The 14,124-nt window shown below is 52.8% G+C and carries 4 protein-coding genes; 2 read left to right on the top strand and 2 right to left on the bottom strand.

Translation table 11 applies throughout. From position 1 onward, the window contains the following. Positions 1 to 8: 8 nt before the first annotated feature. Entirely contained in the window at positions 9 to 1,379 is a 1,371-nt protein-coding gene (locus Q31b_RS08705) for an alpha-L-fucosidase (RefSeq protein WP_146599265.1), read from the bottom strand. Positions 1,380 to 1,743: 364 nt separating this feature from the next. Further along, positions 1,744 to 6,621, bottom strand: a complete 4,878-nt coding sequence (locus tag Q31b_RS08700) for a redoxin domain-containing protein (RefSeq protein WP_146599264.1) — start codon at positions 6,619 to 6,621, stop codon at positions 1,744 to 1,746. Positions 6,622 to 7,768: 1,147 nt separating this feature from the next. Between Q31b_RS08700 and Q31b_RS08695 the strand changes: the two genes are divergently transcribed. Then, entirely contained in the window at positions 7,769 to 11,380 is a 3,612-nt protein-coding gene (locus tag Q31b_RS08695; RefSeq protein WP_146599263.1) for a nucleoside hydrolase-like domain-containing protein, read from the top strand. A gap of 149 nt (positions 11,381 to 11,529) precedes the next feature. Then, positions 11,530 to 12,864, top strand: coding sequence for a hypothetical protein (locus tag Q31b_RS08690; protein WP_146599262.1), 1,335 nt, complete (start codon positions 11,530 to 11,532; stop codon positions 12,862 to 12,864). The last annotated feature ends 1,260 nt before the right edge of the window (positions 12,865 to 14,124 follow it).

The raw sequence follows: 14,124 nt of genomic DNA, 5'->3' as shown, positions 1-14,124 counted from the left end.
AGCGACTTCTAACGAGCCAGCTCCAGGCAAATGACGGGAACGAGTGATTTCACGGGTGACGCTGGCATCGTGATAGTTGAACGTCCGTCCGACTGCTTCACGTTCAGCGAGTCGGAGGGGTGGCCAAGGAAGTAGGCATTTTGAATCTTCTTATCAATCGTCGGAAGGACCAACTCTCCCGTAGGCCATTCAAAGAGGTGGATATAGATCTTGTCGCCCTTGGTCGTTGCTCGCCATGGGAGTTTACCAACGACCTTCTGCTTGCCGTTTTTGTCCTTTTCCTTCCGGCCCAGTTCTTCGCCGAAGGGAGTTGGATCACAACCTTTGATTGCTTCGCCGTTGACATCCATCCAATCTCCGATCAATGACAGTCGCTCGACGCTGGGCGGCGGGATGACGCCTTCGCCCGTCGGACCAACATTGAGCAAAAGGTTTCCTCCCTTGCTGACGATGTCGACCAGACTTTCAATCATTGATTTGGGGCTCTTCCAATTGGAGTCCGCTTTATTGTAGGCCCAGTGACCATTCATCGTGATACAGGATTCCCATGGATCATAGGAACCATCTTCGGGGATCGTCTGTTCAGACACCTTGTAGTCGCCAAGGTTGTGACCGATCCGCTCGTTGATAATGCACTCCGGTTGCAGCTCACGAATCAACGCCTTCAACTCAACGCTCTGTTCTTTGCTGATCAATTCGTAGGTATCGAACCAGAGGATTCCGATGGGGCCATAGCCGGTTAGCAGTTCACGAATTTGTGGTTTCACCTTGCGTTCAAAGTATCGCTCAAAGACCTTTTCGCTTTCGTTGGGAAAGTCGATCAGGTTGCTGCGGAATCCGACTTTGTCACCGCGTCCGGTAGCCACATCGGGATCCTCCCAGTCTCGTCCCAACGAATAATAGACGCAAAAGCGAATGCCATGTTTCTGGCAAGCGTCCGCCAGCTCTTTCAACGGATCACGATCGAACTTGGAAACGTCCGCGATGTCGTGACCACTACTAGCCGAATCGTAGATCGCAAAACCATCGTGATGCTTGGACGTAATCACCAAGTACTCCATCCCTGCATCTTTGGCAGTCTTGACCCACTCGTCGGCGTCGAACTTCGTTGGATTAAACGACTTGGCAAACTCGGTGTATTCCGCCAGGGGGATCTTGGCTGTCAGTTGCAGCCACTCATGGTGATTGGTTTCTCCGTTCCACTCGCCCCCAGCCTGGGAATAGACTCCCCAATGAATGAACATTCCAAATTTGGCATCGCGAAACCATTGCAAGCGACTTTTCTGGTCGATCGCTGTGCCGCTTGTGGAGGAACTTTGCCCGAGCGTGATGTTGGCAAACGAAACAATCAATAAAAATAGGCAGGTGTTTTTGAGCATGCTATTGATAGGTCAAACGAGGAACGAAGATGAAAACGCGGGATGGAATTGGACTCACTGCATTCTAGCTCTGGCAATTCGAATTACCAGCTTTGGATGGTATAAGTGGTGAGGGTCGCATTGACTAACCGTTTTCTTTATACCAAAACCTGGGAACTTCCGTGCATCCACGAAGCGGTTTTGTTTTTAACCACTCCTCTTCACGAATTCTCACCAATAAGTAAGAAGAAGGGGAATACGATTCGTGAAGATACGTTTTGATTGGCGACGATTGGTGATTGGCGACGATTGGTGTTCCCCCAAAACAACCATTTGCAATTTCGTTGTTTATTGAGGGTTGCGATCACTCATCATCGATCACGGCTCACATCGCATCTTGGACCCATTCCACATCGGCATCCACTTCGTCCTGATAAGCGCTCCAATGCCAATGTCCTTGTTCGCCGCGTTTCTCGCCGTAAACAAAGCCGGGTACAATATGCGTTTCGGTAACGCTTACCAGATCGGCCCAGTGCTGTTGTGCCTCGGTGATGTACTGAACGGCATCCGTTTTTTTCTTCTGGTTGATGGCCACGGCAGCGCGAAGCTTTTTAGCGAAATGCAATCCTAGATGACTCCATGCTTTGACGTCCTCGATTTCACACTCCAAAGTGGGATTCTCGGTCGAAATGCCGTTTGCAATCGCCATCGCCTTTTCCACATCCGCCTCCAAGGCTGCAGCCAATTCAATGGGCGTTAGCCTCTCGCCAAAACCTCTCGATCCATCTCCATACTCTTCCACTCCGACATAGTTGGGATCGGTGGGGATCGAATTAATCACGTCGCGAACGGTAAGGAACTTCCGTAGCCCCAGAAATCCTTCCGCATAGTTGGTCGCATCCTGGGCCACTGGAAAGAAACTGAGAATACGCTGATTGGTTCGCGTGGAGAGCTTGAATGCTTCCACCATCTCCTTGCCGTGCGAGCCTTCATATCGGACATCGAAAGCATTCGAAAAAGCCGCATCGGGAGTCTCGGGATTGTAAAGTAATCGCCCCCATTCTTTGTAGAACAACCATTGACGTTCAAAGGCATATTTCCAGTTGACGTGATCGTGATCAGGTTGATGGAAGATGTCCTTAGCGGGGATCATGGTTTCGGAACCGACGAAGTAACCGCCGACAAAGTTCTGGCCGTTCTGTTTGATATGTGCCCGGATAAAATCAGGTTCGCCCCATCGGAGTCTGAAGAAATCTTCATTGCGTATCATCCAACACATCTTGTGTTTGCTGGGCGCTGGATTGGTCCAGTATTCTTCGCCAGTACCTCCTCCGTGCGCTTTCACCAAAGTAGGCGTGGAATGGCCATGGGACCAATTGAATTTTAGCTCGACCCAGATTGGATGCGGCAATCCGGAATGATCGATCGTGGCTCGATGGACGGCATGGTCCCCTTTTAAGGCCGCGCGGTAAATGAATTTGATCGGCCGGTCGGCTTCTTTGATGCCGCGAAAGAATACATCTTCCACCCAGTCGGTTTGCTGTTCGGAATCCAGGTTCTGCATTCTTTCGCCAAGAGTAACTCCCAGCCCCGCAAGATCGGGATACTCATTGATAACCTGAGTGATACTTTCGCGGGTGTATTGACGAATGGTTTCGGTGTCCTTGATGTTGCCCAGGAATCTTTCCATATCAGAGATGCCGGCGGCGTCATAGTGTTTCTTGAATTCCTCGGAGACAAAAACGTTCCAATTGACAAGGTAAGTCTCAATACCTCGATCTTTTGCCATCTTGAACAGAGTGGTCCAGAACGTCTTCCATTCGGCCAGTTCCTGATCGGAAAATGGAGTCGCTTTGGGAAAGTTTTTTGCCCTGATCAGATAGGGAAAGGGGTGCATGTTCCAAAGCGTTAATGTGTTGAATCTGTTTTCAGCCATCATGTCCAAAAAGGATTCCCACATTTCCAAGTCTCTGCACAAAGGTTCGTTCACCTGCAGGGCAGAGAATCTGCGATAGGAAGACCACGGAAGGTTGAATTTGATGGCTCGGAAAGGGAAACGTGGATTTTGCAGATCCGGTTCCACCTTCGACAGGTCCTTTTTCAGATCGATCTGTTCGGCTAGTTCCATCAAGCCATACATTGCACCCGTACTGTCGATCGCGCTAACCACCATTCGGCCGGAAGCATTCCCCAAGCGGAACCCCTCTTTTTTAATCAGAGGAAAGTCGCTTGGTTGAACAATCTCTACCCGGATGTCTTCTGTTGCATCAACAGACCTGTTAACCGCCACAGGTTCCAATTGCAAACGACGAAGGGACTCACTGAGCCTCTCTGCCCCGAACCGTTCCGGGGCGGACGAAGTGTTTATTGCAATGGTTACCGTAGAGTCTTCTGCATTCTGAAGCAATCGGAATGCCCATGATCGATTGGGATCGGGTGTCGCGGGAAGTTCCGCTGTCCCCGCAGCACTGGTGGTGACGACGGTTTTTCCCTGCCACTGGCCTTTATCAATATCCCACCACTGTAATGTGTAGTCCTTGTTCGCAGGAAAATGATCAAGAATGACACTTTGGGGTCTGCGCGCGGCTACGAATCCTAGGGCTTCATCCGCCGAATCGTTGATAGCCAGAGCAATGGTCTTTTCTTGGTGGTTCTTTAGATGAGTAAACGTGGCGGGTTTGAGTTTGCGGTAATCGTGGCCCGTATCCAGCATAAATGCTTTCAGATTGCCCATGCGGGCCGCCTTGAATTTGTTCATGCCAAGGGCATGTGGTTCAGCGGCTTTGATACGGACGTCCTCATCGGAGTAGGTTCTTGTAGCGACACCGCCCCAATAGATATCTCCCCATACATGACCGGCCAGACCGCCATTCAAGACAGATCCATAGGCAATGAGCATGGCAAACTCGGTATGGGTTAGACCACCCGAGGGCGGATGATTCCAGCCAGGATAAAATGGCTCAATATTCAGGGTAGGCACCGGTGGTGTGACGTTGAACAGATCGATTTGGTGGTCGAACTGTTCGGTGGTCCGCGGCCAGTTACTGACATTATTGATGTCCAGCGCCTGCGGGATATCTTTGTGCCAACTCGTTAAACAGGTGATATAGCTCATCGCCGTTTTGGGCGTCCCGTAAGGCATGCTCCCCAGGGTCTCGTGAGCCTCTCTTAGCATGGGTAGCCAGGATGCATAGACACTCGGGTCGTTGTCCCAGTGCAGCCAATCGAAAATCATGTTATAGCAACCCCAGCGTGCCCACAAATATCGCACAAAGTTCGTGAAGGCAGCTTTCTCTTCATCGTCCTCCTCATACCACTTCTCGTGGCGTCGGACGGTCTCCAACAAGGGGACAAATCCGTTGTCCGACAGAAACTGCATCTTACGATCCGCAAGTTGAAAGTAAGCAGGATTGATGCGCAGAAAATTTGCCGGGTTGATCGAATCATCGTGCATTTCAAAGGGGGTCGAGTCATCTTCGGCAATCTTTTCCCCACGCAAGCTCGCCTGCCAAAGGTTCACTTTCGTATCGGAAGGGAAACAGGAGATAATCGAAAGACTATTGAATCCCTGGGCCTTTCGTTGGGCAACAAAGTCTTGCAGCGAAAGTCCGGATTTTCCGGTGGCCGAGGACCAGGGGTAGATCTTTGTCAATGCGGAATAGCATGTGTCCGCGGTAAGAAAAAAAGGTGTTCCGTCCGGGTACTCCAGCGTACGGCCGCCGGCAGCGACCCGAACAATACCGCGTCGATTTGGATTTTCCGTCTTTTCTTGATCGGTCCATGGGATAACCGTGAACGCACCGCGTTTTTTATCCAATCCGCCATCGCCTGTCCGGTTTCCGGTTGACCAGTTCCAAGTGCCGGGAGCAGTGCCCATCATCCGCACGCGAAAGGTCTGTCCGCCGTCCCAAAACGCGGGCACTCGGATCTGCTGTCCATCGGGTCCGCTGAGATCCACCCAAAGCTCAACATCCATATAGGGATTGCCATACGACTTTTCCGCAGTGAAGCTCTCTTCCACGATTTCGTACGCATGCGTTCGAGAAACCGTGTCGCCGCTCGCTGCTGGTTCCGGCCAGTATGGCGTCAGCGCGTCGATAAGAACCGAGCGAACTTCTGTTGGATCAATGATCCCGTTGTGCCGGTAAATGATTTCACCGTTGGGGTCAACGATGATCGAATGCGGCAGCGGACCTGGCCAATCGGGATCCAACGCCGCAGAGAGCTCGTCCTGGCTTGCTCCCGTAAAGAGATAGTGATTCCCTTTACGGCCTTCGGTTTGGGCAATCCTTTTTAGCTTCGGTGGAGTGGCGGCATGGTTTTTCTCTAGGAAGGCCTGGACGCGATCCTGATCTTTGGGGTCGTCAAGGCTGATGGTGATCAGCTCAAAGGCACGCAAGCCCAATACGCGTTGCAAGTACACGAGGTCTGGCATTTCCGCAATACAGGGAATGCAATTGGTAGCCCAGAGATTGATGAGGCGGTATTTGTTGGTGCCGTTGGCTCGCAGGCTGGCGACCCCCGCTACATCGATCGTATCGATCTCTACTGGCAGGTTTTCCCATTTCGCCTGTGCGATTGCCACGTTCGCTTTCTTTTCTCGCCACTTTGTGGAGCAGCCGTGAGGTTTCGTAACTTCAACGGGAACCGGCTCGCCTGCAAAGAGTGCATTGAGTGCATTGATCGCATCATGAGAGGTTACGGTAGCCGGATCGGGGAAGCGGGAATCGTCAAAACGGCCCTTGTATCTCAGTTTGCGTTCTTTGTCAAAAATAAAAACATGAGGAGTTGCAAGGCAGCCGTAGGCACGCGCGACGATTTGCTTGTCACCGTCGTAGAGATAGGGGAAGTTCCAACCGTTTTCTTTGGCATAAGAAACCATATCCTCGAAACTATCGGTGTAACGTCCGAATCCCAATTCGGCAGGCGTCATTCCCTCGGGGTTATTTGGATTGATCGCGACGAAGCCGAAGCTCCGTTTTTGAGTCTCGATATCGCTGAGCAACTTCTGGAGTCGAGCTTCCGCTGCATGGGAAGTCGGACAGTGGTTGGAGGTGAAAAAAACCATCAGAACCTCCGCGTCGTCGAAATCTGCTAGCGAGTAGTCGCGTCCGTCGATTCCGGGTAAGGTGAAATCAGGCGCTTGATCACCGATGTCCAACACCTGAATACCTTCGGGATCTGCCGCATTCACTCGGGACGCCAGACAAAAGGCGAATAGGACAGCAGCAAGCAGAAAGCTCAACGGGTTTCTAATTTTCATGGTTCCTAATTCTCGATTGATTTGTTCAATTTCACACGAATGGCCTTACGCACTTCCTCCATCTTCCTCCATCACGGTCCTACTCTCAAGATGAGTTGGGCGTCAAAAAAATAACTTCCGCAATAGACCATCGGTTGTTTGGATCGATACCCCACCGGTTACCGACCGTTGCATTGATCGCCATCGGTCGAATCTCCAGAAACGATTATGCTTGCGATTCGTTGATGGTTCAATCGCATTTTCATACCTTTGGAGGCCAAGGATGGCAATGGCGGATGGAGGCATTCGGTTTGTCAACGAGTCCATGGACTATCGAGCGTATCAAGCTCTGATGACTCTACGAGGTAAAAGCAGCGATGTTCCTTTCCCTGATTGCATTCTGGTTGAGTCTGAATTCTATAATGCCAGAACCGCACCGATCCCGTGTAGGATGCGGAGGAAACAAATGAGGCCAATCCAGTACTGTTCGACGCGTGAGTTGCTCGGGTGCTAGTTTTTGTTACTCGGCCTTCGGGTAGTGGATTCAAAGGCAGCAAGGTGATTGCCAGATTGGCATCAATGTCCGTTCGCCGGAGTCGGTTTAGTGATGATGCCTATCAGCAACGTAGCACGATGTGAGCCACCGCACCGAATGCGATTTTTCTTTGCTGGGCTACAAGATTGGGAAACGCCGAGGCTCGCAAAATGGCAAGGGACGATAGGACTCTGCTGGGAAGCAACCTGCTGGGAAGCAACCTGAGTGCCGAGCCCGTTCACGATGGACCCAAACGGGGCATGCAAAAATTTACGGCAAGCCGGTATCATTTCAGATATATTGAACCCGATAGCTAAGCGGTCCAAGGTATTTATCTATGTTGACTTTATTTCTATCGGCTACAGGAATGATGCAAGAGCCGCCCTGAACCTGAAGGCATGCGCGGATATACGAATCGCAGGAAGAATATGGGGCGGGCTTTGGTGATGTGCTTTACAAAGCTGAAGGTTCACGTTTGCAGGGAATGAAGAATGAAGGGCGCAAGGGTGATTGCAGGCTTCTTCGCAATCGGGCCGGCGAATGTCTCGCCTACCGCAGTTATCAAGGATCGTTTCAAGCGATCGGAAAGAACACGAATAGGATCATATCGAACTAGAACGACAGGTAGTGGACATGAGAGAAGGTATCAGAGTGTTGTTACGAGGATTGTTGCTGACTATCGCTGGGATCTGCCAAGTTCAGCTGATGGCTGCCGAGGGAGGTGCGAATTTGGATCTGTATCCAAGTGTTGTGCTTTCGAATGCACAGGTCAATATGAAGGTGTATCTACCAGACCCTGAGGATGGTGCCTATCGCGCCACACGCTACGACTGGTCTGGCATGATAGGAAGTCTTCAATACAAGGGCCATGAGTACTTTGGGTACTGGAAACCATCCTATGATCCCACATTGGGTATCTTTGGTCCGGCAGACACCTACAAGACGGCCGGCTTAGGCTACGATGAGGCAAAGCCGGGAGAAACCTTCCTGCGGATCGGAGTGGGCTCTATCGAAAAAGAAGATGAGCCCGAATACGATTTTCATAACAAGTACAAGTTGGTCGATAGCGGGACCTGGACCATTGATCGCGGCAGCGATTGGATAACCTTCACTCAGTCAATCGATGGTGATTTTGGTTATGGCTATGTTTATTCCAAGACCCTGAAGCTTAAGGAGGATGGCTTTCTCATGAAGCACACGCTGAAGAACACCGGCGAGAAGACCATCACGACCGATCAGTACAATCACAATTTCTTCATGATCGACAATGAGCAATGTGGCCCTGCCGTAAAAATCTCTTATCCCTTTTCCGTATCAACCCAAGACGATTTAAAGGGACTCATGGAGGTCAACGGAAATACCCTACATTTCACCAAGGCGATGGAGCGGGGGACCGTCTTCATGAGTCTAGACGGGTACAGCGATAAAAGCGAGGACAATCGGTTTACGATCGAAAACTCGAAGTCAGGAGCTGGCGTTACCGTTGCCGTGGACAAACCCGTGAACAAGCTGGAATTTTGGTCGAACGGCCGGGTCATCTGTCCAGAGAATACGATTCAGCTAAGCGTCGAACCTGGGCAAGAAGAAGTCTGGACGGCGGACTATTCACTCTTCGCGACGCAAGACAGCAACACGATCCATGCGGCGAAGTCACTTCCATCCACGACACCGTGGGATTTGGTCGCTTTGAGTCGGCAACCAGAGTACCAGTGGGCTGATCAGGAAAGCCCCGTATGGTCGCTCCACTATCAGGGAGAAGTCTATAAAGGCAATCCGACGCGCGTGTTTGCCTACTATGCAAGTCCTGTCACTCTGGGATTAGAGAGGACGGGAGGATCAGAGGGTACGGGAGAAAAAACTTTTCCAGCCGTTGTGCTAGTGCATGGTGGAGGAGGAATGGCTTTCAAGGAATGGGCTGAAAGGTGGGCCAAGAGGGGGTATGCGGCGATTGCCATGGATCTCGGCGGTTGCGGTCCAGAGCGTCGTCAGCGACTTGTTGACGGCGGCCCCGGACAAAGTGACAAGCAAAAATTTCAAGCAATTGATCAACCTGTTGAGGATCAGTGGAGCTATCATGCGGTTGCAAATGTTATTTTGGCCCATTCGCTGATCCGTCGTTTCGATGAAGTGGATGCCAGCAGAACGGCCGTTACCGGAATCAGTTGGGGTGGGTACCTGACTTGTATTGTCGCAGGCCTTGATAGCAGATTCAAAGCAGCGGTCCCTGTTTATGGTTGTGGGTTCCTGCATGAAAATAGCATGTGGCTGGATAATTTCGCGGCGATGAATGCCCAACAAAAGGACAAGTGGGTTCAGTTGTGGGATCCCTCGATGTACGTTGGTTCCGCGACGATGCCGATGTTCTTTATCAATGGCACCAATGATGGTGCCTATCCCCTTGATAGTTACGCAAAGACCTATGGACTTGTAAACGGAAAACGTAACTTTCGTATCACCGTCAATATGCGTCATGGCCATTCACCGGGTTGGACCCCTGAGGAAATCGGGCTATTTGTTGACCAATACTTAAAGGCTGGAACCCCATTGCCAGAGGTTCTAACACCAGAGATTAGTGATGGAGAGATCCGAGCCCGTTTTAAGAGCGAGACCGCCCTCACTTCTGCAACCCTTCACTACACGACCGGAAAGACGCCGATCAATCAACTTGATTGGCAAACCCTGCCTGCTCGCATCGAAGACGACATGATTGTCTCGCCCCAGCCCCCGGAGAAGGCGACAATCTGGTTTATTTCAGTAGCCGATGCCCGGCGGATAAACGTATCAAGTGAACTTGTGTTTGCAAAGGAAAACTTGGCTTCGGCAAAACCACGCTTGATCATTTTGGCCGACATGGGCAATGAGCCCGACGAAATGCAGCAGATGATCCACATGATCAGCTGCTCCAACGAATTCGAGCTCGAAGGCTTGATCGCAGTCACAGGCAAGTACCTGCGTCCGGGATCCCGATTGGGTGAGTACAACTGGGTGACCCACCCCGAACTCTATATCGAGATCATTGATGCCTATGCCAAGGTCTATAAAAACCTACAGAAACACGCGGATGGTTGGCCCGAGCCGGATGCCCTCAAGAAAATCGTTGCGGCCGGACAGAAAGAATATGGCATTGCCGATGTCGAGGAAGGGAACTCCAGTCCGGGTTCGGAACGGATTATTCGGGCCCTCACCAAAGACGATGACCGGCCGGTTTGGATCGTCGTCAATGCGGGTGCCAATACATTGGCTCAGGCATTGGTGGACTACCGCGCTACTCACACAGCCGAAGAAGTGGAACAGTTTGTTGCCAAATTACGTGTCTTTGAAAACGGTTCACAAGACAACGCCGGCGCCTGGATCTGCAGCCAGTTTCCTGCCATTCATTGGATTCGCAGCAACTATCAGACGTATGCTTATGGCGGCCCCAGTCGAAATAATCTTGGTCCTCACACTTGGCAACCCTACGCCAATAGCACCCAAGGTCAACTGGACTGGCAGAAGGAACACATTATCAATGGGCATGGAGCTTTGGGGGCGATTTATCCACCACGCCTCTTTCATGCCTGGGGCGATGGTGTGATTAATTTCATGGAAGGAGGCGGAACCATTCCCTGGATGGGATTGGTGAACAAAGGCCTCTTTGATGTGGACCAGCCCTCCTGGGGCGGTTGGAGCGGCAGGTTTTCACCCGAGAAAACGCAGAACTTCTGGTCGCGACACAAGGATATCAAGCAAGACGAACAAGAGGTGGCTCCCTTTTATACCCATAGCGAAGTCAGTGACACCTGGACCGATCCGCAAAGTGGTACAACCTATAGCGACAACTACGTACCGGTCTGGCGTTGGCGTGAAGCGATGTATAACGATTTCAAATGTCGAATGGATTGGTGCGTACAACCCTATGATAAGGCCAATCACCATCCGGTGGCGGCTATCGGCCAGGACCGTAGCGACTCGATTATAAGAATTACCGCCGCTCCGGGAGACACCATTGACCTGGATGCGTCGAACAGTACGGATCCTGACCAAGATGAACTGCTGATCCGTTGGTGGCAGTATCAGGAAGCAGGTACGTACGCAGGCAGTGTTCCCATCTCCTCACCGGAAAACGCCAAAACCCAATTGACGATTCCATCCGATGCGGGCGGCAAACAGATCCACATTATTCTCGAAATCAAAGATAAGAACCCCATCGCGGCGCTGTTTGATTATCGTCGACTTGTGATTGATGTCACACCGGTTTCATCTTGATGCCAGGCTAGCTCGGTTCGGGGCATAATAATATGGCCCTGTTAATTGATCGGTTCGTGTGGATCTAGGAAGTAGCCATCGCGTCTTTGTTTGATTATCGACGCGCAGTGAGTCATGTTTTGCCAAACGAATTGTGACGGTTTTCCTCGATGATGAAGATTATTCCCAGCATTGCCTTGATCGTTGTCTCCTTCGCCGGGCTTGCTTTTACGCAGGATTTTCCACGCGAGATGCCGGCTCAGACGGTGCCGCCGTATTACGCGGTGCGCTATGAGGCGGGGGCCGCGCCGGGCGGGTTGGTCTATGGCGTGATCTATTCGATTTGGGTTCCCCCCGATGTGAATACGCTTCGGGGTGTCATTGTGCATCAGCATGGATGCGGGGCCGGGGCAGGGATTACCGGCCTGACGGGAGCATTCGACCTGCATTGGCAGGCGTTGGCTCGAAAGTATGATTGCGCGCTGCTGAGCCCGGCGTACGAGCAGCCGAGTGACGGAGCTTGTCCCCTATGGGCCGATCCTCGCAATGGTTCAAGGGAAACCTTCATCAAAGCACTTTTTGATTTGGGTGAGAAGTCCGGCCACCCTGAGCTGGCATCGGTCCCATGGGCGCTGTGGGGACACAGTGGTGGAGCGAACTGGGCGGGCGGAATGGCATTTTTGCATCCGGAGCGAACCGCCGCGCTTTGGCTGAATTCCGGTGCGGTGACCGTGGAGCCGAACCCAAGTCTTCCAAGTGACAAGCCTTACGAGCTTTCTCCAGCGGGTTTGATGATTCCGATCATGTGCAACCAGGGAGTGCAGGAAGGCATCTCTAAACCCGATGGCCGCTTCGCGCACGTGTTGACTCGCTTTCAGTTTTTGATCCGCTCGCTCCGCTCGCGCGGCGGATTGATTGGTCATGCGGTGGACCCTTTGACCGAACACGCATGCGGCAATCAACGCTATCTCGCGATTCCATGGTTTGATGCCTGTCTGTCGGCGCGCTTGCCGGAAAAAAACGGCGACGCGCTGAGCCCGATGCCGCAAGATGCCGCGTGGCTGGCGCCTCTGCTTGGTGGCGAGGCCGTTCCGGCCGCTCAGTACAAAGGGAATATCGACCAATCGGTCTGGCTGCCGAACCAGAAGATTGCGAAAGCTTGGATGAGCTATAGGAAAGATACCGGCGTTGAGGATGCTACGCCTCCGCCTGCACCCCGAAACCTGAAGGTCGTTGGGAACAAACTCTCCTGGACAGCCGAAGCTGATCTCGAAAGCGGGCTGTCCTATTTCATCATCGAACGCGATGGAGAGTTTCTTGCCAAAGTGCCGGAAAGCGACGAACTCACCCAGGGCCGGCCGCTGTTTCAGTGTCTGTACAATGGCGACACCCCCAGACAACCGCTACCCGAGATGAGTTACACGGACCAAACGGCGGAAGCCGGAGTGGAGCATTCTTACCGGATCACCGCAGTGAATACGGTCGGTCTCCAATCAATTCAATAACGACTGAAGGAGGATTCTAAATAAGAAGGAGGGGCGAATCGTTGAAAGAGGGCCGTATGAAGACGACTCCGTCATGGTCAGACAGGATCTTGGTTGAAAACCGACGATCAAGCCTGAACCCCGCGAAGTGATTCCCAATTTACGCCAACGGCGTTAGGTTCCAAAGCCCAGGGTCGCCGCGCCGGCGCACCCTGGGTTGCCGAGCCCAACGAAGATGAAAAACCCCAACGGGGTTTGACAATCGTCATCGGCACACGCGTCGTCGAACCCCGTTGGGGTTCATGGTTGCGTGTGCATCGGCGACCCAGGGTGCGCTTGCGCGACCCTGGGCTGTGGAATGTAACCGCGTTGCGGTATTTGCGCACCTCTACGCGAACGGCGTTAGATTCCAAAGCCCAGGGTCGCCGCGCCGGCGCACCCTGGGTTGCCGTCCCCAACGAAGATGAAAAAGCCCAACGGGGTTTGACCACCGTCATCAGCACACGCGTCGTCGAACCCCGTTGGGGTTCATGGTTGCGTGTGCATCGGCGACCCAGGGTGCGCTTGCGCGACCCTGGGCTGTGGAATGTAACCGCGTTGCGGTATTTGCGCACCTCTACGCCAACGGCGTTAGATTCCAAAGCCCAGGGTCGCCGCACCGGCGCACCCTGGGTTGCCGTGCCCAACGAACACGAAAAACCCCAACGGGGTTTGACCACCGTCATCAGCACACGCATTGTCGAACCCCGTTGGGGTTCATGGTTGCGTGTGCATCGGCGACCCAGGGTACGCTTGCGCGACCCTGGGCTACGGAATGTAACCGCGTTGCGGTATTTGCACACCTCTACGCCAACGGCGTTAGATTCCAAAGCCCAGGGTCGCCGCGCCGGCGCACCCTGGGTTGCCGTGCCCAACGAAGATGAAAAACCCCAACGGGGTTTGACAATCGTCATCGGCACACGCATTGTCGAACCCCGTTGGGGTTCATGGTTGCCGGTGCATCGGCGACCCAGGGTGTGCTTGCGCGACCGTGGGCTACGGAATGTAACCGCGTTGCGGTATTTGCACACCTTTACGCCAACGGCGTTAGATTCCAAAGCCCAGGGTCGCCTCGCCGGCGCACCCTGGGTTGCCGTCCCCAACGAACACGAAAAACCCCAACGGGGTTTGACCACCGTCATCAGCACACGCGTCGTCGAACCCCGTTGGGGTTCATGGTTGCGTGTGCATCGGCGACCCAGGGTGCGCTTGCGCGACCCTGGGCTACGGAATGCAACCGCG

It is taken from the genome of Novipirellula aureliae, from assembly GCF_007860185.1.
Lineage (GTDB): Bacteria > Planctomycetota > Planctomycetia > Pirellulales > Pirellulaceae > Novipirellula_A > Novipirellula_A aureliae.
Note: the sequence above shows the minus strand (reverse complement) of the source record. Positions and strands in the feature narration are given on the sequence as shown.